This is a genomic window from Candidatus Pantoea formicae, from assembly GCF_011752625.1.
Taxonomy (GTDB): domain Bacteria; phylum Pseudomonadota; class Gammaproteobacteria; order Enterobacterales; family Enterobacteriaceae; genus Pantoea; species Pantoea formicae.
Window position 1 is genome coordinate 1 of sequence record NZ_VWXD01000009.1, and the last position, 21,875, is coordinate 21,875.

Below are 21,875 nucleotides of genomic sequence, written 5' to 3' on the forward strand. Positions count from 1 at the left end.
AAATACCTTACTCCGGCGCCGGTAATTTCTTTCTGCGGCCGCGCTGCTTTGCTGCGGGCGGCGCGGCATCCACCCCCGGTGAAGGCTTCTCCAGGCGGTACAGGCAGACGTCGCCGCGCTCCGCCAGACTCGCCGGCCAGATCATGGCCGCGTTTCCGTCCTCCACATACAGCTCGCCCAGCGGCTGTACCACGGCCCAGGGCGCGCCCAGCGTGCGGCGCAGCTGCAGGAGTTCCTGCGCCATCGCCACGACCTCCGCGTCATAACCGTCCGGATTCTCCGCGATCTGGCTGAGCCGCTTTTTGCTGATCATCGCTGCTTTCCCCTGTACGTAATTACCTGTTGCACTGATAGTCCGCCGGCGTATTGCCGGGCATGCCCTGCTGACGCATGCTGCAGCAACCTGCAGCGCTGAAAGGAGCGCTGAGCGATTGCCTTTACGAAATTTTTACGCCTGAAGCCGTGCTGACGGCTTGCAGAGTCCGCAACCAGTTCTACGCTGGACAGACCAGTGAAAAAAGTACCGGTTTAAAAACAATAAAAGGCGAAAAAAATGATTCTAAGTGAGTTTATGCTGAAGGTGAACCGCTGGCCTGACATGCATTTCACAGCAATTGAAAGCGAGCAGCGCGAGGCCGGCATCGAGATTTATGCCATCGATTACTCAAACCAGACCAAAAGCCGGCTGCTGATTTACCGCACGCCGGATGCACAGCATGCGGCGGCCATGATGACGCATTTCCACACCTGGCTTGAAAAGGCCAACCGCGGCAGGACCCTGCGGCAGGAAAAGGCTGATGTGCCCGCGGCCGTTATGGCCACGCAGCTTCCGCCTCACCGTGCCGCGTCCTGTTAATCACAGGGGCCCGCGGGCCCTTTTTTCTGTTCCTGTGCGTCAGACGGCCTCGCGGGTCTCCGGCCAGGCCACGGCCGCGCCCTCTGCGGTGAACAGCGCGCCCTGGAAATCAGTGACCCCCGCCGCCTCCAGCCACATCCACTCTTCCGGCTGCTCGATGCCCGCCGCGATGACGTTAATCTCCAGGGCAGAACAGCAGCGCAGCACCGCGTGCACCACCGCCTGGCGGGGTCCGCTGCGGTGAATATTGCGCACGATCGCGGCCCCGATGCGCACGCGGTCCGGCTGAACGTGCGCCAGCAGAGACAGCCCGGCGGATCCGTCACCGAAGTTATCAATGGAGAGGCTGATGCCGGCCTGCTTCAGCTGCCGCACCGCTGCGGAAAATGCTCCCAGCTGAGAAATCACCTCCGTCTCGCTGACGCCCAGTATGATTTGCTGCGGCACCAGTTCAGCGCTGTCGATGGCGCGGACAATCCGGCCAACGGCATCCGGAACGGATATCAGCGTCCCGGGCAGAATGCTGAGGTAGAGCATCATGTCGTCAGGGCATGACCTGCCGGCTCTGTGCAGCGCCCCGGTGACCGCAGCGAGATTATGTACGTACATCGCATCGCCGGAGAGCCCCTCCGGCGCATCATCGGGTATGGCCTCAAGGGCCGTGACCTCACGGCCGAGCGGGTCGACCACCGGGCGGAAGGTCACGCCCGCGGCGGGGGCCGGTGACCCGTTCTCATCCGGCACAAAGTCCCAGTAGTCGGCGGGCAGAACCTCAAAGTAGTTTTCTTTCTCCCGGGCCTCCACGAAGGTTCGCAGAAACTGCAGGCCGCGATCGTCATAGGTCAGGCGGTACTTAGAGGTGCCGCGGTCAAGCACCGCCTGCAGCACGCTGCCGCGGGGGTGATGGCGCAGATCGAACAGCTCCATGCCGTGGTTGCCGAAGCGCCGCGACGGCGAGTAGTCGCGCATCAGCTCAACCACGTTGTGATGGCGCCGGTCGGCGCAGATGCGGCAGTAAATTTCCAGCACGCCGTCCTCCGGGCCTTCCAGGATCTGGAAGAAGTGCGTGCCGTTAAACAGCAGGATGCCCGTCACCTGATGGCGGGCGTTGAGCAGCGTTGCCTTCTCCACCATGCCCGGCAGGATGCTGACGGGCACGTCATCGGCGAGGTGGCTCCGGTAAATTATGGTTGTAAGCATTACAGGCTCCGTATTGCCGCAGATTGTCACGGGCACCTTAGCAGCCCGCCGCGCTTTCTCAAACCGGACCGGTAACGGGTACAGTGAGATGCGGAATGAATATCAGGGGTTGCCTGCAACAAGAATCTTCGCCGCGCGCGGAACCCTGTAATCACATTTGATGAAATAAATTATTACGGAACAGGGGTTTTCAGAACATCCTCCGGGCACTTTCTTTAACTGTGTCTACAGTGTGACGTGAGGCTGTCATCAACGTAAAACGGAGGTAGTAAATTTGTCTATTCAACACGACGGGAAAGGGCACGTCATTATTGGCGAGGCGGCACTGAGCCTGGCGCTGGGCGAAAAGGAAATAAGCGTGCAATCGCTTATTGCCGAGCTCGGACACATGGCGGAGGCCGGCGGCAGCGATAACCGGCTCACTGAAATATCCGAAGCCAGAAGCTGGCTGAAGAGCTTCCACGAGCCGGAGCAGGCCGTCCGGCACGTGCCGTACCTGCAGACCCTTGCGGGCCTGAACGACGAGAAGAACTGACGCCAAAGGACGTAGTCCGGCTCTGGCCGGAAGACGACGATGAAGATGACCTCAGCGGTCGCGCTCAGGCGTGTACCGGCCGGAGAACCTGTCAGGGACGACACTCTCCGCTTATCCCGCGCTTAAATCGCATCAGAAATTAATTCCTTCGTTATATATTCAGGCATACATTGCTCCTTTTATCATGGAAGGAGGCCGCATATGTGGCAGTTTTACTATCTGCTCAGAATGGATCAGCAGGACCGGCTGCACGTGAAGGGCTGCGTGTGCCTGGAGGACCACCCGGAGCGTCAGTTCCTGGGCTCGGCAATTAACTACCGTCACGCGTATCAGATTGCGTCACAGCAGATGAAGACACGGGCCTGCATCTGCCGCCTGTGCGTGGACGACAGCATGACAGAATCGCGGGACGCCTCGCTTTCACCGCCCGCGTAATGAGCGGTTTTTACGCTTAAGTCACAGACCGGATATTTATTCACCTTCCGGTACCGTCACGCGACTAAACTTAATGTTACCCGATACCGGGTGACGGAGGTAAACATGGCTGACCGTAACGATAAAAATGTGAAGGATGGCAAAGACGCCGACCACAGCAAGCTGCCCGCGGGCAACAAAAAAGACACCAGGGACAGCGATACCATGAAGCAGAAGGGCGGAAAATAGCATGTCTGACCAGCCGATGCCTGACGATGCGACCCCGCTGCCGGACCACGAGCCGGCGCCCGGTCATGAAGACGAGGTGCCGGGCGGCGACAGAGACATTCCGCCCGACCGGGGCGCCACCCCGCTGATTTAACCGCCTCCGGGCGGTTTTTTTTGGTGCTTATATCTGCGCGCCGCTTATCGCGATACACTGTGTATATCCCCAATAAGCGGAGCGCATCTGAAAACCGAAAATGAAATACAGGAACTGATGCATGAAGCCATCGGGCTGGCCATCAGGCAGGTACTGCACAGGGGCGGTACAGTCAGCCCGCACGAACTTATCGGCACGCTGTGGCGCCTGAAGGAGTCCGGTACCGATATGGCCATGCGCGAGGCCTGCAGCCGGGCCATCCGGATTTTTGCCGCCAAACTTAACTGAAACAGCCCTGTCGCGCAGGCGTTATGAGGCCTGCCCGCCGGCATCGTCCGGCGTGTGACTGACGATAAGCTCCAGCACGCTGCGCAGCACCGCCTGTCTCTGCGCGTCACGCTCCTGCTCAAGGTCGTGAATGACGTGGATGATGAGCGTTTTGTTGGTCAGCCTTACGCCTGAGGCCAGAATCGCCTGTATTGCCTCTTCAAGCTCCTGACTTTCAGCCGCCAGCGCGTCGCCGATGTTCTGCAGGCGGGCGCGGATTGTGGTCACTGAGTTGGTATTTTTCATGCTGTGAAGGTCCCTGCCGGAGCATCCTGAGCGGATGACGGCGGTAAAAGTGGTGTGGCGGATTGTTATTGTGTGGCCGGCAGCGCTGCATCTGCAGAACGTACCCGATGACAGAGAAATTATAGGTTAAAAGGCGCTGGGGTGCGCTTCGTTAATGATGGCGCGCGCAGGCAGTCATCTTACGAGGTCAGCTAAAGGCGGACGCTGAGCGCCCGCTCCTGAAGGTTGTGGTTATCTCATTTCATCGTCATCATCAGCCTGCAGGCGAATGGTGGCCTCACCGCCGGCACTGTGGCTGTCTGCATCAGACAGCATCCATGACTTATCGGCGCCCCCGCGTGCACCGACGGTCCGGAAGTCGCGCAGCCAGCTGATGGCATCGCTGATGCGCCGGCTGCGGCTGCTGGTTTCCTCTGCTTTAAGCATAATGTTCAGCTCCGTCAGGAGAGCATCAACGGATATTTCCTCTTCACGCACGGCAAGATTGACTGCTGCTTCACCAATAACTGCGTGACCGGTCATGTCTTCGCTGTACAACACGTTTACACCTCGCTTAAGAAATGAATGAGAATAAATTTAACCACGTCATAATTATAGCAAATGGCGAAGCGGAATTTAAATGAGATACATAGTTATCGGCTATGGATTAATAAGGGTAAATAAATTGAATCTTTTCCTTTTATTATAAGTGGCTGAAATTTTTCTGATATATTGATGTTGTGCCTTCCATCCTGATGAAATATCCCTCACTCTGAACTGCACCTAAGTCAGAGTAAATAACTCGTACTGGCAGAAGCATGGTGCATGCGCTGCGCATCCAATTCCGAAAGGGCGCCCCCGCCAGCAGACTGCGTTCCCCTTTCCAGGTTCAGTAAGGCCATGGCATGGCCGGAATGGTTTTTCTCCACAGCGAGTTTTCAGCAAATAATATCAACATGCACTCCATACCTTCGTTTATTTTCTGCAGAGGCTTGATAATGACCGAAGCGTAAAAATGCAGCCACTTTAACAGTGGCGCTGTGCTTAAATATAAATCTGCCTGTTCTCAGTGGTACAGGTCGTAACTGAAACCCTGTATATCCGATGCCGGCAGTCTCCTGACATTCAGTTAATCGGCAGAGGTGAGTCGCAGGAATTTATATCCACCTGCCGATGTATAAAATTATTTAAGCCCCGGGATGAACTGACCCCGTAATGTTGGACACTGGATCATCGGAGTTTTAGTGCCCTCTGGCCAACTTGATATAGATTGGTCGGAGGGCTTAAACAGAACCTTATTGGCTGTTGTTCTTACATGTATTAGTCGCAAGTTGAACTAACACAGCTACTGCTTAGAGCTATACCTAATCTGACAGTCAGCTCAGTTCCAGAAATCGGCATGCCCGATTAATACAAGTGCAATGCTTTTGAGAAACAGACGGCTTCTGTTCTACCTATGTAGGGGCCGTAATTCTCAATGCGGATATATCCGTTTTTCTCGTAGAAATTTATTGCCCGATGGTTGATGTGCCGGGTTTCCAGTCTGATTTCGCTATATCCCATATCTTTTGCAGATCTTTCCAGAAAAGAGAGTAACGCTCTCCCAATCCCCGGCATACTTCGGTCTGAGAAGATTCTCTTAAGCTCTGCTGTATTTTGCGTTAACGGTCTAATAGCTCCGCATCCTATTGCTTTGCCATGAATATTCTTTGCCAATACCCATAAGGCTTTATCATCATACATTCCTTCAATGGTGAAATTGCTTTTGCCATTATCACCCGTAATAGCGGCAAGTTCTTCTGACAGCATTTCGATTAAGCGATGAGATTCTGAAGAAAATGGATCTGACTTCTCTACGGTTATCATGTTCATATCCTGCAAAATGAGTGTGACCAGCATAAAGTATGCTGCTAGGGAAAGCATCAGCACAGAACGGGTGAATGGACAGTACTGTTACCAAACTATTCCGGGGATCTTATGTCCGCTTCACGCCCTGAGACATCCGATAAGCTTTTATGGGGGGTAACGCGCTCCTTTGTCATGCTGCTGTCAGGTGCAGTAGCCTGAACTCAACAGGGCTGAGGCCGTTCAGCCGCAGGCTGATTCGCTCATGATTGTAGTAGTGAATATAGGCGTTAATGGCCTCTCTCAGCGCAGGAATGCTGTTAAATTCCTCCAGATAGAAGCATTCAGATTTGAGCGTGCCGAAAAAACTTTCAGCCATTGCGTTATCAAGGCAGTTGCCCTTTCTCGACATACTTTGCACCACGGCTGCTGCCCGGAGCCTCTCCTGATAAGCTGTCATCTGGTACTGCCAGCCCTGGTCAGTATGTAGCACAGGCGTATCCCCCGGCATCAGCCGCGTAAATGCTTTATCCAGCATCGTATCAACCAGCGCCATCACGGGCCTTTCCGACAGGCTGTATGCGATAACTTCGCTGTTGAAGGCGTCAATCACCGGGGAGAGGTATAGCTTTTCGCCGTTAACCGCGAACTCCGTCACGTCACTCACCCATTTTTCGTTGGCGCTGCTGGCCGTGAAGTCGCGTTGCAGGCGGTTGGGGGCTATTTTCCCAACCTGACCTTTCCATGAGCGGTATTTTCTGACGCGGATAACTGCGCGGAGGGACAGTTCGCCCATCAGGCGCTGAACCGTCTTGTGATTAATGGGGCAACCACCGCGCCGGATCGCCAGCGTTATCCGGCGATAACCGTACCGCCCCTTATGGTGGTGATAAATATCCAGGATTCGTTCTTTCAGCGTCTGGTGCTTATCAGTTTTCCTGAGAGCGCTGAGATTATGGTAGAAGGTGCTTCTCGCCATACCAGCCGCCCTCAGCAGGTCATTCAGCCCGTGCTCTCTGCGCAGTTCCTGAATAATAAGGACTTTCCGGCGCTGAAACTTAGTGCCATCGAGCCCTTCGGCTCTTTTAAGCCAGGCGACTTCGGCGCGAAGATAGCGCAGTTCGGCCTGAGCATAAGGGGAATTATCGCATGGTGCTGACGGGGAGTTGAGGTCCTTATGCATGGGTTCCGGCTTTTTCGGTCTTCCGTTTTTTATGCCGGAGAGCGCACCGACCCCGGATGCCTGAAAACGCTTAACCCACTGGTAAACGGTACTCTCACCGGAAAGGTTAAATTTAGCGGTGGCATCGCGGAGCGAAAGTTTATCATCGATGACGGCGCGGACAACCTTCAGCCGGAATTCAGGCGTGTAATCAGCAGTTTTCCAAGTCAACCCGTCAATACCGTGCTGTTGCCACGCGGAAATCCAGCGGCGAACCGCAGTCCGACCTACACCAAAACGTGTGGCTGTCTCACGATAGCCATCGCTGCTGTTAAGATAATGCGTGACTACGGCGAGCCGTAATTCGAGGGAAAACTTTGGATTGCTCACTGAGCTGCACCTTAATCAGTCGGGTGTCCAACTTTTGGGGTGCAGTTCAGGACGGGCCACGCTGATATGGCTCTGCATATAGAGTTGCCTGAGCCAGTCATCCGCCTTACATTAACCATAAATATCTGACTTACTCAGGTTGCTCCTGAATCTCGATGCGGATAATCGTTAAAGGCTCGCCGCGGCTTCCCGTGGCGCAGTGCCGTTCTGCCGCGCGGATAAACGGGCTGCGGACTTCCAGCATGTCCGCAATTTCACGGAGCTTTTCTGCCAGGCACGAAAGCGCCTACGTGCTGGCCAAAGGGCGCCCGGCGCTATGCGCAATATCCTGACGGCGCTAATACTGCCAACAATGATTTTGCGCAGATGCAGAGACTATCCGGGGATGTTCAGAGACAGGCGGTGCACTGTCTTGTGGACGGCGTGCAGTCGGTTTATGGACTTGACAAGATAGCGTTCATTTCTCTGCAGGAAGCTATCAATGGTGCGCCAGCCCAAAGACAGTGGACAGAAGATTAAAGAGGTGCTGTCACAGTAAGGCTTCTTTGAAGAAGCCAGCGAGGAAGCAGAGGGGTTGGCACTTTTCATTGTGTCTAACAATCGTAGCGCCAATCGTATCGGGGCGGCATTAAATAAGATGGCGCAAAATATCAACGCTATACTATTAAACCAGCAGCGGGCTCTAAACAATATGTTGGCTGTGGTAAATTGTCACGTTCTATCTTTGGTTTCATTTGAGATTGGAAAATAATTTGGTGAAGGGAATATAAAAGAATTAGCCATATTGAATTGATGGCGTAATATTTGAAATTATGGAAGGTGCGGGATAACTGGGCCGCTAATTGCGGCCTTTTAATTAGCGAGTCACTAAAAATAAAACGACGAGTGCAATCATGGCTAAGATAAATAACCCTACTTTATTTAATGTGCTAACTGGAAGTTCTTTGGTTTCATTTATTACATCAACAGGCAACCATGGCTTGATGATGTCTACAGCAGACTTAAACCCCAGGGCGCTATTAATTTGATGAAGTTGAATGAAATTTACTGTGTGGAAGGAGGTATATTGAGCGGGTGGTTTAATTTCCTTGGATATAAAGTCATTAGAAATCCAATTATATTCTCTTTCTCTATCGCCGGGTGCAAACTCTTTAGGTGATGGGTAATATAGCTTTACTGTTTCTTGCGTTGAATTTATAAAGTAAAGTGTTTCTAAAACCTTATAAAACTTTGCTCCTTTCGCATATGCAGTGCTTCCATTAACTATGACTTCACGAGACTCTCTTGATTCTTGATAGAGAAAAACTTTTTGCATCCTGCAATGAGATATTTTATAAAGATCTGTTGCCCAGTGGATACCGTTGTTTTTCTTTTGATATTCGCACGTTGATTTGAACTCTTCATCATTTCTAAGAAATGCAATATGCAAGTCTAATACACTTAGCATATCATTTAAGGCTATTTTTACTGCCTCAAATTTATTAAGTCCTCTTTTTATGAATTTGGATACAATATTTAAAAGCACTTGAGTGTCTTTTTGGTATTTCTCAGATTCTACGAGTGAAGTTGTTTTGTTGAATAGAATGATTTTTCTTTCTAGTGTTTCTTTTCCGAAAATTAGATATAGCTGATCAGCCGCTTCTTTGATGCCCTTATCTAAAGCAATGATATAGTTATCTATTGCTTTCTGCAGATTTTTATTAATGCCCTAACCATTTTTATAGCAGTAGTCTAAGTTATAAAAGGCCTTTGGTTCGTCTGTTTCTTCAGTTATACGACTCCATTCGATAAAGGCACTATAAAAATCATCAGGTAATTTATTACCCAAGAAAAATATTTCAGCATTTTTAATGGCCTGGTCGATCTTCTCTTTCATTTCTCATCCCTATGTCAAATTTTTAAGAATTTATAACTGAATACTAATTAAATCACAAAGTCCAAACATTTTCCGCTCCCGACTTTAGTAGAGAGCTTTATGTATGAACGGCCTACCAAACACTAACCGCAAAACGTTCGGTGATATGCAGCCCTTCTCTGAAGACACCAGATTCATCCCCTACGCGTGTCAACGGCTATGGCGTCATTGTCACCGGTAAGGGGAAAAGCAGGGCGAAAGCTTCACCAACTTTAACGATTATCCGTATGCCCATCGTAAGGCTAAGGTACCCCATAACAATGTACTGGTGTTGATGGCGCTGGCGATACCGCAGCCCGACGTGATGGCTTGGAGTACACCGTCAACCGCCATCATCCTACCGAAAACCGGTCAGCGCCCTGCGACCGCTGATTGAGACCTCCACGCAGCCCGGCGCCATTTTGCTCGATTCGTTTGCCGGCAGCGGTCCCACCTGCGTGGCCGCCCAGGAATGCGGGCGCCGCTGGATCGGTATTGAGCTCATGGAGCAGTACCACGCCGCCGGCCTGCGCCGCCCGTATGCCCATCGCGACGCCCGCGCGGCCTGATGAAAGGAGATAACCCGATGAACGATCACACTATGCACACTGATAACGATGCCCTGGCGGCCGACGTCGCCGACGTGGAAGAATCGCTGTACGAATTTGATCTGCCTCTGCGCGACATGATTGCGCGCCACCTCTGGCAGGGCGCCAGCCGGGAACAGCGCATGACGGGCCTGCTGATTGAGGGGGTCGATAATGACCTGGTTGAACTGTACCGCCGCGCGGCCGTGATACAGAAACACCTTAGGGCGTGACTGATTAAAAATCAAACAGCGCTCTGCACCCCTGCCGGCGCACGGCAGGGCCAGTTTTATCCACAGGGTTCCGGGGCGGATATGCCCCCCGGATGTGGACAAGACGAAAAGGACGTTGCTGCGCGCCTCATTGATGCCGCCTGCGGTGGGGGAATAAAAACCGTGCGGTCTGCGGCCTGTGCCGTGACTTCACTTTAGCCCGGCTGCTGCGTGTTCAAGAGGCGCAAGCTCGTCTCCTCCCCCGTTCGCACTCTCTCCGGCGCGCTTACTCCCGTCGCGCCTCCGCCGTCCGTAATCCCGCCTCCGTTCGCTTGCGCTGCGGCCTCGTCACCGCTCATGAACACTCCGCTTTTCGCCGGGCTGTCATTCAGTCACGGCACAGGCCGGAACTGTTAACCACCCTGACTGCGGAGATTTCTGATGAATATTGCCACCCCTGCTTTTGAGTCCGCGCGCGTCCTTGACGGCTACGTGCGCCTGCGTTTCCTGCCCGCGCTGTTTGGCGACGATTTCATGCGCGCCGAAAACAACGTGTGCCTGTACGCCAGTCGTTACCTTACGGACTACGACGGCGGCGTGTGGGACTTCGCGCAGCTGCCTTCCGGCGGTGGCTTCATGAAGCCCGCATCGGAGGAAACCTGGCGTTTCGTTAACCCGGAAAACCACAGCGATGTGCGCCTGAGCAGCGAGGCGGCGGGCATCGTGATCACCTCACTGGTGCTGAACCACCGCAGCTGGATGTATGACCGCCACGATGACACGGAGCTGTGTGCGCTTTACTGCCGACGCCACCTACAGCTGACCGACTACACCTTTGCCCACCCCGAAGCCGCCGCGATTTTTGCCGCACTGGACTGATTAATAAACTGACGGGGCGGCGTGGCCGCCCCACTGGAAGAATAAATGATGCACGGCAGCGTTATCGATATTTGTAAAAATCTGGCCGATGATTACGGCAATGAGCAGTCAGTCGCCGTTCTGGTCTGGACAAAAGCCGATGTGATGAACTGTGGCGAATGTATGGATATGACGGGGGACGAGGCGGACAGGGTGCTCAGCGCCATTGGTGATGAGGGGTATCACTTTGAATACGTTATAGGCCAAGACCGTGTCCGCGAAATGCTGAACAACCTGCGCGATGAGGAGGAACTGTCGCGGGAGGTCAGCGTGCCCGTAGTTGCGCTGACTCAGATTTTGCGGGTTGCGGGTGATTTTATGCGGCTTGAAGATGCGCAGAACGGCGAGGGGAGCGCAACGCGGTTTTTCCCGCAGGAGCTTGAAGCCATCAGAAAAGTGATGGACGCGCTGAAGAGTTAACCGGGGCGGGCACGGAAGCCCGGATAACCGGAAAAAAAGCCCCCAGAGACAGGGGCGCTTCATAACGGAACCGGAACGTCGGCAACGGCTACGGGTTAATCCTTAACCATAAAGAAGAAAGGCAGTGCTCTATGTCCTTCTGAATTATAGCGCTTTATTTCGTTCCGTATGGCGCCCGGCAAAGGCGAAAACCTTCGGCCGCCTTCGCGGCGGCCACTTGTACCGCGCCTGCGGCGCCGGTCGCGGTGGCTTTTTTAGAATTTCTGGCCAGTCTGCGTATTAAAGAAATTTAGCAGAGAGTGTCGAAGCGTTATTTATCATTAAATTCAATTTCATATAACTCTTTCAGGCTTTTATTAATCCGTCACCATCCCGTCTTTTCAGACGTGACAGGCGAGTGTTTCTGGAGTCAAACCGGCGCTGTCGCGGGCAGAACCACAAAACATGCACTCAAAATATGAACAAACTTCCGGGACATGGCCCCCTCCGGCTTCCCGGCAAGCCGGGTCGTCGAGCCCCACTCCGCTAACCGGCAAAGCCGGTAAGCTCCGCCGGAACGCGAAAGGCCGCGCTCCGTGCCTGACGGCTAGGGTCTGATGGCTGAGGTCAACGGCTGCTGCCGGCTTCGCCGTCGCGTTCACCGTCCCGGCAAAACCCCGCCGGGCCTTCAAGGCCAGCCCGCGGAGCGGTCTGCAACGTCCCTTCTGACGCTTCCCTGCATTCCGGCCAGCCCTTGCGCGGAGGGCTGGTCGTAGCACCGCCGGTTCAGGCATAAAGGGGTGAAGTGCACGCCGCCAAAACTTTTCGCCAGGGGCCGCAAAAACTTTTGTCGTCGCCCCTTTATGCCCTCACTTCGTCGTTGCTCCTTTGCCCTTTGCCGCGAAAGGCCAGACCGGAAAGAAGAAACCCGCGTCAGAGAAGGTCTTTTTCGGGTCCGCAGCGCGTGCTGCACCCACTCAGCCGGATTTAAGGAGCTATGCCATGCAAAACACACTCGTAAATGTCATCCCTGATGCGACCACCGACCGCGCCCCGATCAACGCCGCCGGGGAAGTTATTTCAGAGACCTTTTTTGCGCCCGTCGAAACCGATCTGATCGATAGCCTGCTGGGTCGTTATAACTTCCTGCGCACGAAGCTGAATGACCTGTCCGCCTCTATCCGCGGCGGTGAAAATCATGAGGCCGTGGGGCACTTTCTGAGAGGCAACCTTCATGGCAGCCGGGGCTACCACGTGCCGCCTGTGTCTAAGCTGTTCGATCTGCCCGGCGCGCTGGCGTCCCTGAATGCCGATTTCTGGCAGCAGGCGCTGAGCCTGACCGACGTTTACGAGTACATGCCCAACGATCGCCGCAATGACTGGAACAATCAGATCCAGGAGATGAAAGCGCCGGATTTTGAAGAGAACGCGGTGCGTGCCACGCTCACCGAGCTGCTTTTCTCACGTCAGAAATTTTTCTCCGAGCGCGTTGACGGTATTTTCCGCAGCCTGTCGCGCAGCCACGTGACTAACCGCCCGGAAGGCTTCAGCAAGCGCATGATTCTGGAATATATGTTCGATCAGTGGGGCACGTGCAACTACGACCGCACCGGCCAGCTGGCGCACAGACTGCGAGATGCGCGGCGAGTGGGGCGGAGCCTATCCCGTACACCTGCGGCTGACCCGCGCCGATGCCGCCGGGCTTGCCGTCGAGCTGGTCAGCCCGTCGGCCAATTCGCCGCTTTGGTGCACGGTGCTGACGGATGAGCGCACCCGGTCGCGTGTCCCGCTGAGTGTTGGCTATCGCTTTGAACCTGCAACGCTTCGCACCACGTTTGAAAAAATCGCAGAGTACACGCGGGCGGGTTTCACCGGTGCCGGTGAGCTGGTCGCCGCGCTTCGGATGGGAGGGCACGCCGCATGATCCCGAAATCACTCTCTCTGGTCACCCTGCTGCCGGAACGTCAGGCCGCCCTGCAGGCTATCGCGGCGGTTGAGCATGCGCAGCAGCGGGGCGCGAGGCTGGCCCGCCATCCTTACGCCGCCGCGTTTATGAAGCAGCTGAGCGGCAGGAGCCGCGTCAGCGTCCAGGCACTGAACCGCATCCGGGGCATTTACCTGCGCCCGCGCGAAAAGCGCGCGCCGCTGCCGGAGTGGGAAGGCGCACTGGATATGTTCCTCAGCACGGCGGGGGAGGTTTGCCCTCTGCCGCTGCCGGGCGAACTGGCCACCACGCTGTTTCCGGAGGCCGTTTTTCGCCGGGCAGAGCGTGCAAAACACGCTGCAGATAAGTCCGTCAGCCACGATACGCGGCGGGAACGGCAGGCGGCGGACTACCGTGAGCGCCAGCTGGAGAACCGTATCCGCCAGGCTGAAACCGAGCTGGCATTCCGCACGCCGGAGACGCTGCGCGGCTGGTTCGCCGTCTGGTGTGACAGCGTGCCGGAAAACGACCTGAAGAACATGATCGCCGCGTGGGCGCGTCGCTTTCCGTCGCTGAGCGGCCTGGAAACGCTGCAGCCGTATGCCGGAGACGTTGCCTGTGAAGTGACGGGAGAAATTCACCTGTGATCGCTGCACATGGACAGCGCACAGAAGGGTATGAATGACTGGCTGGTGCCTAACAAGCTGACGGCGCAGCCCTGTCAGGAACAGGTGACAGATAAATATTGAGCTATCCCCAATATGGGGATACACTATCCTCTAGTTGGGGACAGGGACTAACCATGCACGCGTTATTTATTGAGCTTTCTACCTTTGAGAAATACCGGGCCGACTATCTGAATGATGACCAGTTCAGGCTGTTTCAGAGCATGCTGCTGACCGACCCGGAAAAAGGTGATCTGATCCCGGACACGGGCGGGCTGCGTAAGGTCCGGTTCCGGGACGAGCGACGAAACAAGGGCACCCGTGGCGGGATCAAGGTTATCTATTACTGGACCAACGAAAAGGGCCAGTTCATCCTGTTTACCATCTACGATAAAGATCAGCGTGACGATCTGACCAAACAGCAGCGCGACGCCCTGGCGGCGGCGCTGAACGTAATTAAAAAGGGGCTGAGACATGACTGAACGCGACATTTTCAGTGAGCTGATGACAGGCATGCAGGAGCTGAAAGATCACCAGGACGGAAAAATTACGCTCAAGACTTACAAGGTCAGCAAGCGCGAGCCCGTCACCATCGCGCCGCAGGAGCTGCGCGACGTGCGCGAAAAACTTAACCTGTCACAGGCCGTTTTCGCGCACTACCTGCACACGGGAGAGACCACCTATCAGAACTGGGAGCAGGGCAGGGCTAAGCCTAACGCTCAGGCCGTACTGCTGATCCGCATGGTGCAGCAGAACCCGGAAACCCTGCAGACGCTGGCGCAGCTTTAAGAAGTATTCCGCTGCACTTTACCGCGAGGATATGTCTGATGATGTTTACTCCCCCGCATCCGGGCGGCCTGATCACTGAATACATCGAAGATAATCACATGGGGCTGCGTGCGCTGGCGAAGGCGCTGGGTGTATCCGCTTCGGCGCTGGGTAAAGTCGCCAGCGGAAAAGCACCGGTCAGTGCGGAAATGGCGGTGCGGCTTGAGGCGGGGCTGGGCATTTCGGCGCGCCTCTGGTTATCCATGCAGGCCGCCTGCGACCTGCACAAGGCGCGGGAAACCACGGACGCTTCCGGCGTGCACCTGCACCCGGGCGGGCTGCCCGCCTCCGCACAGGAGCGGCCCGGCAAGTAACCCTGCAAAAGAGAACCTTACACCGCGTCGTCTGGCGCGGTTTTGCTTTGTGCTTTCTGCCAGCCCCGGAAGGGCAACACCGCCGCCCTGCGGGCCGGGAAAACCGGTGCTGGCGCACCGGTCCTCTCCGCCCGGATGCGTATGGCCATCATCTTCAGATCCGTTTCCGGTTCTGCTTTTTCCCTGCCAGCTTTTACTGTCCGCCGCATAAAAATACGCTTTAACAGCAACAGCAACAGCAACAGCAACAGCAACAGCAACAGCAACTGCAACAGCATGGCCCCCTTCGGCTCCCCGGCAAGCCGGGTCGTCGAGCCCCACTCCGCTAACCGGCAAAGCCGGTAAGCTCCGCCGGAACGCGAAGGGCCGCGCTCCGTGCCTGACGGCTAGGGTCTGATGGCTGAGGTCAACGGCTGCTGCCGGCTTCGCCGACGCTTTCACCGTCCCGGCAAAACGCCCGCCGGGCCTTTAAGGCCAGCCCGCGTGGCGGGCTGAAACTTCCCTTCTGACGCTCCTCTGCATTCCGGCCAGCCCTTGCGCGGAGGGCTGGTCGTAGCACCGCCGGTTCAGGCAAAAAGGGGTGAAGTGCACGCCGCCAAAAACTTTTCGCCAGGGGCCGCAAAAACTTTTTGTCGTCGCCCCTTTATGCCCTCACTTCGTCGTTGCTTCTTTGCCCTTTGCCGCGAAAGGCCAGACCGGAAAGAAGAAACCCGCGTCAGAGAAGGGCTTTTCGGGCACCGCGCAGCGGTTACCCGCGGCCGCCATGCACTGAGCGCCATCACATAAGGAACTGACTATGACGACCGGGACTGACAACCGCCGGCGCTCACCTGCGCCGGCAGTTCACCGGGAAACGCTGCGTCTGCTTGCCTGGCACGAGGGCAATCTGCTTTTTATGCGGGCACAAATGCGGCTGAAAGGGCTGCTGGGCGATGACACGGAGCATGCCCTGCTTATGGCAGCACTCGTGGTGACTGACGATGACGTGGAGGGCGTACAGCTGAGCGTTTACAGCGCGGAGGTGCTTGCTGAGATTCACCTTATCGCTCGTGACATCAGCGAATCTGCCTGGCTGAGTGCGCTGCACTGGTCCCGCGAACACCATGCACAGATCCGCGAGGATGCCCGTCAGGCCGCCGAACGTGCGGAGCTGCAGGCGCTGCACGTCAGCGAAGTGGAGTATGAAGGTCAGCGGTATAAAAGCTGGCCATGGCGGGGCGATTCGATGGCCAGCATCGTGTATGAGGCCGCCGTTATGCCCGCTGCCGGGCACTACCGGATCACGGAGATGCAGAGTGACCGCATGATTGCGACCGTCGCGGGACTTCAGGACGCGCGGGCAATTACGCGGTACGCGGCCTCTCACGACGGCGGCTAAGGGGACGTCTGTATTGACCGATGTGAAGCGGCAATCACGCACAACGACTTTGAATCCTGGTTTTTTTGAACTGATTGTCCGGCCTGCCCGGATTAACAAGGAACTGAAATGAAAGTGAACGCGCGAATCGTGGCCATAGCACTGTGGCTGACCTTCTCTATCGGTGCGGCAGTGGCCGCGCCTTCGATCGACGTCGGATTTTCGCCCGAGGGCACAGCGCAACAGCTGGTGATCAGGTCGCTGGACGATGCCCGGGAGAGCATCCGCCTGATGGGCTACAGCTTTACCTCACCCGAGGTCGTCAAATCGCTGGTCGCGGCAAAGCGCCGCGGCGTAGACGTCAGGGTGGTTGTGGACGAAAAGGGCAACCGCAGCAAAGCCAGCCAGGCGGCGATGAACGTCGTGGTGAATGCCGGCATACCGCTGCGTACTAACGACCAGTACAAAATCATGCACGACAAAGTGATCATCACGGACGGGCAGAACGTGGAGCTGGGCTCATTTAACTACTCGCGCAGCGCGGCGGAGTCCAACTCGGAAAACGCGGTAGTTGTTCGCGGCGTCCCGTCGCTGGCGCAAACCTATCTGGCGCACTGGCAGTCGCGCTGGGACGGCGGGAAAGATAAGCAATCTACTTATTAGTTAGAAAGGTAGTAAGTAACCCTCAAGTCTTCGACAATAAGTTCGCCAGTAGTTGTCGTTGAATATAATTTACTCTCAACCTATATCAGCTATGCTATCCTGCGAAAAAGTAATGCTTTTCTGAGGATGCGGTTATGCCACATATAAAGTCTGCTACAGCTCAGTCGAAACAAAAACAGACTAGAAATCGCAAACACCCAATGAGTGACTCTGAACGCCAGTTATCTTATGTAGCTCGCAAACGTGAGGCACTTAAAGAAATAAAGATCTTTGTTGAGCCTGAGCTCAAGGAAGCTTTAATGCGTATGTGTCAGGATGAAGGTGCTACCCAAGCCGATATTTTACAGCGCCTCATCAAGCATGAAGCTGAGTTGAAAGGAAAATTATAATGGGTTCACGTTATTGCTAGCTGTAGCAATGGGTGATAGATTACCGATCGTTTAGGATTTTGGTATGCCGCGCCATAAGGTGGCATGAGACTGGTGCTGACAGATTACTGAAGGCCAGAAAAAAGAAAACCCCGATAATCTTCCTGAAGTTTGGCGACCTAGAGAAGACTAAAGGGGCTCACTGAATCTGCATAGAAGCTGTTGCTCTAAGCGGGGAGTATAAATTCATGCCCGAAAAACTGCAATACCTTCGGTGCCTGCTCCTTCTGTGCAACATAAGCGCAGGAAGGTGTGAATAAGCAGGTTACTGATAAATCATCATTTTATCGTCAGGTGAAAAATCCGAATCCGGAGTTCATTCCGGAAAAAGGCAAAAAAAACCTGCCGTTCTGCGAAAAAATCCGTGAAAAAGCGTCGGGCTTTACGCAGCGCATCGAGTTCCAGGCACTGGTGGCCATGGAAATCGCCCACGGAGCCCGCAAGCGCCGTCCGCCAGAGCTCCGTATCCGCGCGCTTGAAGCCGCGCTACAGGCGCTCTGCCACTATTACAATCCGCTGGCCAACCGCGTGGGGGCCTCTCTCACGACCATGAGCATCCGCTGCGGCCTTGCTACGGAGAAAAAACGCCTCTCGATCACCCGTTTCACCGGCGCCGTGCAGTTCCTGGCGCAGCTGAAGCTCCTCACCTACACCACCGAATACGACAATGACATCGGCTGTAACATTCCTACGGACATCACCTTCGCGCCGCTGATGTGGCAGGTGCTCGACGTGTCGGAAGAAGCAGTCGCGGCCGCGCGCCGCAGCCGCATCGAGTGGGAAAACAGCCAGCGCGAGAAGAAGGGCCTGCCGCGCGCCGATGCCGGCGAGCTCATCAACGCTGCCTGGTCGTTCGTGCGTGAGCGCTTCCGCGAGTACCAAAAGTCCCGTCGCGAGCACGGCATGAAGCGCCACCGCGCGCGTAAAGACGCGCCGCGCACCCGTAAGGACATCGAGCAGCTGGTCCGCCTGCAGCTTCAGAAAGAAATCCGTCACGAGCGCTTCTTCGGCGGTCTGGACGCGGTGAAAGCCGAAATAGAGCGCCGCGTCACCGAGCGCATGAAGCTTTCACGCGGCCGCTATGCCCGACTGGACGACGATCTGCTGGTCACAACCTGAAGGACCCTGGTCATTCATTGCCTGATCGCCCTGAGCTTCATTACAGATTCTCTCACCAACCCGGCCTTAATCGCCGGCGCTGTTTTTTCCACCGACTGAAGCCAACTATCCGGTTATCGCCGGAGGCCCTCGCTCGCCTGCAGGAAACACGAGAGTGATTAAAAACACGACAATAGTAGTTACATCATACACAAGGCTTGCCATCACCCGCATCAGAATCACAGGAAAATGCCATTCCGCAGCCGCATGAATGACTTATCCACATTAACTACGAGAGACCTGACTTTTAAACCCCAGATCGAAGAGTCAGTTAACTGCTGTCCGGGCTTTTTCTAAACCGCGCTGTTCCTTTTAAACACCCGATCTTTATTCTTTTAAAAGACCGGTATTACTTACCTTTAAAAATAAAACCTATTCGCAACCCGTCCTGTGGACAGGTAAATAACGACCGCCCTTGCAGCGGACTGCGTCCGCGCCGGTTCGGTTCAGCCGCTTCGCGTCAGAGGTAGCTCCCGCCAGAAGCGGCGGGCAGAAAACCGCAGTTACATATACTCTTCAGCACTTTTCACATACCGTGCAGCCATCAGGACCGAAATCCACACAGCATCGAGCCAAACCCACCTGAAAAGCGCCGCCGCCCCGGCCCGGAGGGCCGGAACAGAGTCGCTTTAGAAATGGATGTTGTACTTAAAGTGTTGAGTGTCGGTAAGACCGAGGCCCGCGGTACATATCTTTCGTCTGCGACCATCAGGCTTATGCGCGCCTGAAAGGCCGCTGCTTAAACGGCGTCAGGCAGGAAGGGGTTGGGCTTGCACGAACATAACGCTCTGTAACCGGCTCTGCCGGGTTAACGGCGCCCGGTGGTCAAAGAGCCGTCCTTAACAGCTTCTGGCGCCTCCATGCCGCTGACGCGGCATTCACAGGACAGACTGCGCACTGCTCGCCTGCCTAATATAATTGAGGTGCCGCTCCCTGAAGTAAAAGATTCAGAATATCCCTTTTACTCATACCGCCCTGGATGTGCAGATTTACCCTGACTGACGCGACATTCACTCATGAGATTACGAAGCAGAGAAAATTTAAATGTTAAAAGTTTTTCGTGCTTCAGTCAGTTTCCTTACACAGACCTGCGGCATAAACAAATACGGCAGTTTAAAATCATGTGCTAATTCCTGTGGAGCTTTTCATGAACATTAAGTCAGGGTTTGTAAAATTCATTCTGGGGACACTTGTCCTGAATGTGTTTTTATTCCTTTTCTCGGCGGCTTCAGCTGCTCAGTCCTTACCCGTGGTTCAGCCCGTTCAGACCTGTGCCCAGCTTGGAGCTGCAAGTTTCAAAACGGGCATTGACGTGCCTGTTCGTATCACAGGCGCACAGGAACTGAAAACTGAGCAGGGCACTTTCTGTAAAATCAGTGCCACCTTGTCTCCAGAGATTGGCGTTGAAGTCGCACTGCCCCAGTCAAGGTGGACACAACGGATGCTTCAGGTAGGCTGCGGTGGCCTGTGCGGCGATATAAACCTCAGTCTTTCCAATGCCAGCGGCTGTACCCCGGCAATGAACGGCGAATTCGTCGTCGCCGCCACCAACATGGGTCACTCCGGTGGCATGATGGATGCCTCCTGGGCCGAAGATCCTCAGAAACGCATTGACTTTGCTTACCGGGCAAATCACGTGACCGCTCAGTTCACCAAAGCGCTTATTAAGGCTTATTACGGCCAGCAGCAGAAATATGCATATTTTATGGGCTGTTCAGATGGCGGACGCGAGGCCCTGATCGAGGCGCAACGCTATCCACACGATTTTAACGGTATCAGCGCAGGCGCCCCTGCCGCCTGGTTTTCTCAGCAGAACTCATTCTTTCACGGCTGGAATGTGGTCGCTAACCTACGCGCGGATGGCACTCCTGTCCTTCTTCAGAACCGGCTTGCTCTTCTTCATGACGCTGTCTTAGCTCATTGTCCGACCCTTTCAGGTGTTAAAGATGGCATTCTGCATAACCCGTATGCCTGCCCCTTCTCCCGAAGCTGGTTCAGGCAGTGTACGCCTGACCAGAACGATAAAAGTGACTGCCTGACAGCCGAGGAGCTGAACGTAGTCGGGAAGCTTTATCAGGGGGCGGCCGGCAAAAACGGCCAGCAGTACGTACCCGGCGGGCTCCCGGTTGGGTCTGAGCTTCGCTGGCCGGTTCCCGCTACCGCTAAAGGCAGCTCAATGTCTGAAATGATGGCCCTGCCGGCATTGCAGTATGTTCTGCTGCCCGGAAAAAAACAGAATCTCAGTAAGGTCTCAGAGTTTACGTTAAACGACCAGAGCTTTGCCCGGGTCGCTGAACTCGCTTCGCTTTATAATGCGACTAACACTGACCTTAAACCCTTCAGAGCGGCGGGCGGCAAGCTGATTGTCTGGCACGGCCTGGCCGATGACTCAATCTCCCCGGCCGGTACTATCGCTTATTTTAAAGGCGTTCAGAAATTCATGGGGGCGGGTAACGTTGACAGCTTCATGCGTCTGTTTATGCTGCCGGGCGTAGCACACTGCGGTAACGGAGAGGGACCCGATCAGGTTGACCTGCTGTCGGCCCTGATGAGCTGGACCGAACAGGGTAAGGCTCCGGCGATGCTCCTGACCGGTAAAACACAACCCGCGGGTTTGCAGACTTCGCCGGAACAAAAGGGTAATACGTCTTCAGCGGAGAATGCCTCTGTGCAGTTTCACGGTATTCAGAAACCCAGCATACCTGTCGCAGCTCCTGCGGCTAAGATATTGTACGCCCGTCCCGTTTTTCCTTATCCATACATTGCAGAATATAACGGTAAAGGGGACCAGCGAGACCCTGGCAGCTATCATGCGGTTAAGTCAGAAGCTTACGACCACATTCATCTGAACAGTCCCATCCGTGAATTATCAGGTCCGGATAACCAGAAAAATTACACAGTAAAAGATGGTCAGTTATCCGTAATGAAACAATAAAAGGACCGTGCTGCAGTATGCTCTGCAGCGCGGTCTATCAGCCATACAGTCAGCTCCTGCTTCATTCATCAGAAATGATCTGACAGGTCATAATTCTTCTTTCTGGTTCAGCTGCGATGTCTGAATCGGCCGGATTCAGGGCTGAGAGCCCCACACAATACCTTATTGCTTTAAATACATGAATTTTATACATATAAAGCTTTAGAGGAATTCCGCTATAAACATTTTCATGAGAGATATTCCAAAAAAATCTAAGT

The 21,875-nt window shown here is 54.8% G+C and carries 30 protein-coding genes and 2 pseudogenes; 23 read left to right on the forward strand and 9 right to left on the reverse strand.

Annotation, left to right across the window (positions count from 1 at the left end):
• Positions 1-7 precede the first annotated feature (7 nt).
• Positions 8-313: a hypothetical protein gene (locus F3J38_RS21280; RefSeq protein WP_205298364.1), complete on the reverse strand. Its 306-nt coding sequence runs from the start codon at positions 311-313 to the stop codon at positions 8-10.
• Positions 314-390: 77 nt separating this feature from the next.
• Here F3J38_RS21280 and F3J38_RS21285 point away from each other — a divergent pair, with 77 nt between their 5' ends.
• Together F3J38_RS21285 and F3J38_RS21290 are read left to right on the forward strand one after the other, a co-directional pair.
• Positions 391-567, forward strand: a complete 177-nt coding sequence (locus F3J38_RS21285; protein WP_167141700.1) for a hypothetical protein — start codon at positions 391-393, stop codon at positions 565-567.
• Complete coding sequence (locus tag F3J38_RS21290) at positions 554-856, forward strand: hypothetical protein (RefSeq protein WP_167141702.1); 303 nt, start codon at positions 554-556, stop codon at positions 854-856. Before F3J38_RS21285 ends, F3J38_RS21290 begins: the two co-directional genes overlap by 14 nt.
• Positions 857-895: 39 nt before the next feature.
• Here F3J38_RS21290 and F3J38_RS21295 read toward each other — a convergent pair whose 3' ends face one another.
• Positions 896-2,056 (reverse strand): diguanylate phosphodiesterase, encoded by a 1,161-nt coding sequence (locus F3J38_RS21295; protein WP_167141704.1) that lies wholly within the window; start codon positions 2,054-2,056, stop codon positions 896-898.
• A 274-nt stretch (positions 2,057-2,330) separates the two neighbouring features.
• Here F3J38_RS21295 and F3J38_RS21300 point away from each other — a divergent pair, with 274 nt between their 5' ends.
• The 5 genes from F3J38_RS21300 (at position 2,331) to F3J38_RS21310 (ending at position 3,675) form a co-directional block, all read left to right on the forward strand.
• A complete protein-coding gene (locus F3J38_RS21300; RefSeq protein ID WP_045816976.1) occupies positions 2,331-2,591 on the forward strand; it encodes a hypothetical protein in 261 nt (86 codons plus the stop codon).
• A gap of 201 nt (positions 2,592-2,792) precedes the next feature.
• Positions 2,793-3,026 carry a hypothetical protein gene (locus F3J38_RS21305; protein WP_167141706.1) on the forward strand — a complete coding sequence of 78 codons (234 nt, stop codon included), beginning with the start codon at positions 2,793-2,795 and terminating at the stop codon, positions 3,024-3,026.
• Between the two features lie 105 nt (positions 3,027-3,131).
• Positions 3,132-3,254 (forward strand): hypothetical protein, encoded by a 123-nt coding sequence (locus F3J38_RS28280; protein ID WP_254919502.1) that lies wholly within the window; start codon positions 3,132-3,134, stop codon positions 3,252-3,254.
• A 1-nt stretch (position 3,255) separates the two neighbouring features.
• The gene (locus F3J38_RS28285) at positions 3,256-3,387 is read left to right on the forward strand and encodes a hypothetical protein (RefSeq protein ID WP_255253270.1); all 132 of its coding nucleotides are present in this window, start codon (positions 3,256-3,258) and stop codon (positions 3,385-3,387) included.
• Positions 3,388-3,504: 117 nt separating this feature from the next.
• The gene (locus F3J38_RS21310) at positions 3,505-3,675 is read left to right on the forward strand and encodes a hypothetical protein (RefSeq protein WP_231568837.1); all 171 of its coding nucleotides are present in this window, start codon (positions 3,505-3,507) and stop codon (positions 3,673-3,675) included.
• Positions 3,676-3,696: 21 nt separating this feature from the next.
• Here F3J38_RS21310 and F3J38_RS21315 read toward each other — a convergent pair whose 3' ends face one another.
• The 6 genes from F3J38_RS21315 to F3J38_RS21340 all read right to left on the reverse strand — a co-directional run bounded on the left by F3J38_RS21315 (position 3,697) and on the right by F3J38_RS21340 (position 9,212).
• On the reverse strand, positions 3,697-3,960 hold the full coding sequence (locus tag F3J38_RS21315) for a biofilm development regulator YmgB/AriR family protein (protein ID WP_167141708.1): 264 nt from the start codon (positions 3,958-3,960) through the stop codon (positions 3,697-3,699).
• A gap of 231 nt (positions 3,961-4,191) precedes the next feature.
• Positions 4,192-4,500 carry a hypothetical protein gene (locus tag F3J38_RS21320; RefSeq protein WP_167141710.1) on the reverse strand — a complete coding sequence of 103 codons (309 nt, stop codon included), beginning with the start codon at positions 4,498-4,500 and terminating at the stop codon, positions 4,192-4,194.
• Between the two features lie 846 nt (positions 4,501-5,346).
• A complete protein-coding gene (locus F3J38_RS21325; protein ID WP_240156053.1) occupies positions 5,347-5,805 on the reverse strand; it encodes a GNAT family N-acetyltransferase in 459 nt (152 codons plus the stop codon).
• Between the two features lie 172 nt (positions 5,806-5,977).
• Entirely contained in the window at positions 5,978-7,336 is a 1,359-nt protein-coding gene (locus F3J38_RS21330) for an IS3 family transposase (protein WP_167141714.1), read from the reverse strand.
• An 856-nt stretch (positions 7,337-8,192) separates the two neighbouring features.
• The gene (locus tag F3J38_RS21335) at positions 8,193-8,861 is read right to left on the reverse strand and encodes a hypothetical protein (RefSeq protein ID WP_167141716.1); all 669 of its coding nucleotides are present in this window, start codon (positions 8,859-8,861) and stop codon (positions 8,193-8,195) included.
• A gap of 183 nt (positions 8,862-9,044) precedes the next feature.
• Positions 9,045-9,212, reverse strand: a complete 168-nt coding sequence (locus F3J38_RS21340; RefSeq protein ID WP_167141718.1) for a hypothetical protein — start codon at positions 9,210-9,212, stop codon at positions 9,045-9,047.
• 328 nt (positions 9,213-9,540) lie between these two features.
• Here F3J38_RS21340 and F3J38_RS21345 point away from each other — a divergent pair.
• The 10 genes and pseudogenes from F3J38_RS21345 to F3J38_RS21385 form a co-directional block, all read left to right on the forward strand.
• Positions 9,541-9,799: pseudogene (locus F3J38_RS21345) on the forward strand (DNA methyltransferase); the annotation flags it as partial.
• Between the two features lie 17 nt (positions 9,800-9,816).
• Positions 9,817-10,050 carry a YubE family protein gene (locus F3J38_RS21350; protein WP_167141719.1) on the forward strand — a complete coding sequence of 78 codons (234 nt, stop codon included), beginning with the start codon at positions 9,817-9,819 and terminating at the stop codon, positions 10,048-10,050.
• Between the two features lie 420 nt (positions 10,051-10,470).
• Complete coding sequence (locus tag F3J38_RS21355) at positions 10,471-10,908, forward strand: antirestriction protein (RefSeq protein ID WP_167141721.1); 438 nt, start codon at positions 10,471-10,473, stop codon at positions 10,906-10,908.
• 45 nt (positions 10,909-10,953) lie between these two features.
• Positions 10,954-11,367 carry a DUF1380 family protein gene (locus tag F3J38_RS21360; protein ID WP_167141723.1) on the forward strand — a complete coding sequence of 138 codons (414 nt, stop codon included), beginning with the start codon at positions 10,954-10,956 and terminating at the stop codon, positions 11,365-11,367.
• Between the two features lie 981 nt (positions 11,368-12,348).
• Positions 12,349-12,996, forward strand: a pseudogene (locus F3J38_RS21365) (DUF4942 domain-containing protein); the annotation flags it as partial.
• Positions 12,983-13,270 carry a conjugation system SOS inhibitor PsiB family protein gene (locus tag F3J38_RS28405; protein WP_369411031.1) on the forward strand — a complete coding sequence of 96 codons (288 nt, stop codon included), beginning with the start codon at positions 12,983-12,985 and terminating at the stop codon, positions 13,268-13,270. The pseudogene F3J38_RS21365 and the gene F3J38_RS28405, both read left to right, overlap by 14 nt.
• Positions 13,267-13,917 carry a plasmid SOS inhibition protein A gene (locus F3J38_RS21370; RefSeq protein ID WP_167141725.1) on the forward strand — a complete coding sequence of 217 codons (651 nt, stop codon included), beginning with the start codon at positions 13,267-13,269 and terminating at the stop codon, positions 13,915-13,917. The genes F3J38_RS28405 and F3J38_RS21370 overlap by 4 nt, the downstream gene beginning before the upstream one ends.
• Positions 13,918-14,072: 155 nt before the next feature.
• Positions 14,073-14,417, forward strand: a complete 345-nt coding sequence (locus F3J38_RS21375) for a toxin (RefSeq protein WP_167141727.1) — start codon at positions 14,073-14,075, stop codon at positions 14,415-14,417.
• Positions 14,410-14,724, forward strand: coding sequence for a helix-turn-helix domain-containing protein (locus tag F3J38_RS21380; protein ID WP_045834423.1), 315 nt, complete (start codon positions 14,410-14,412; stop codon positions 14,722-14,724). Before F3J38_RS21375 ends, F3J38_RS21380 begins: the two co-directional genes overlap by 8 nt.
• Positions 14,725-14,759: 35 nt before the next feature.
• A complete protein-coding gene (locus tag F3J38_RS21385) occupies positions 14,760-15,077 on the forward strand; it encodes a HigA family addiction module antitoxin (RefSeq protein ID WP_167141985.1) in 318 nt (105 codons plus the stop codon).
• Positions 15,078-15,094: 17 nt separating this feature from the next.
• On the opposite strand, the gene F3J38_RS21390 is transcribed toward F3J38_RS21385, so the two are convergent.
• Positions 15,095-15,349 (reverse strand): hypothetical protein, encoded by a 255-nt coding sequence (locus F3J38_RS21390; protein ID WP_167141730.1) that lies wholly within the window; start codon positions 15,347-15,349, stop codon positions 15,095-15,097.
• A 524-nt stretch (positions 15,350-15,873) separates the two neighbouring features.
• On the opposite strand from F3J38_RS21390, the gene F3J38_RS21395 reads away from it, so the two are divergent.
• The 6 genes from F3J38_RS21395 to F3J38_RS21420 all read left to right on the forward strand — a co-directional run bounded on the left by F3J38_RS21395 (position 15,874) and on the right by F3J38_RS21420 (position 21,618).
• Entirely contained in the window at positions 15,874-16,455 is a 582-nt protein-coding gene (locus F3J38_RS21395) for a hypothetical protein (RefSeq protein WP_167141733.1), read from the forward strand.
• A 108-nt stretch (positions 16,456-16,563) separates the two neighbouring features.
• Entirely contained in the window at positions 16,564-17,097 is a 534-nt protein-coding gene (locus tag F3J38_RS21400) for a phospholipase D family nuclease (RefSeq protein WP_167141736.1), read from the forward strand.
• 134 nt (positions 17,098-17,231) lie between these two features.
• Positions 17,232-17,486 carry a RepB family protein gene (locus F3J38_RS21405; RefSeq protein ID WP_167141739.1) on the forward strand — a complete coding sequence of 85 codons (255 nt, stop codon included), beginning with the start codon at positions 17,232-17,234 and terminating at the stop codon, positions 17,484-17,486.
• A 227-nt stretch (positions 17,487-17,713) separates the two neighbouring features.
• Positions 17,714-17,785, forward strand: a complete 72-nt coding sequence (tap, locus tag F3J38_RS28410; protein ID WP_167141987.1) for a RepA leader peptide Tap — start codon at positions 17,714-17,716, stop codon at positions 17,783-17,785.
• Positions 17,778-18,644: a plasmid replication initiator RepA gene (gene repA / locus F3J38_RS21415; RefSeq protein WP_167141742.1), complete on the forward strand. Its 867-nt coding sequence runs from the start codon at positions 17,778-17,780 to the stop codon at positions 18,642-18,644. The genes tap and repA overlap by 8 nt, the downstream gene beginning before the upstream one ends.
• A 1,186-nt stretch (positions 18,645-19,830) precedes the next feature.
• Positions 19,831-21,618 carry a tannase/feruloyl esterase family alpha/beta hydrolase gene (locus tag F3J38_RS21420; RefSeq protein WP_167141745.1) on the forward strand — a complete coding sequence of 596 codons (1,788 nt, stop codon included), beginning with the start codon at positions 19,831-19,833 and terminating at the stop codon, positions 21,616-21,618.
• The last annotated feature ends 257 nt before the right edge of the window (positions 21,619-21,875 follow it).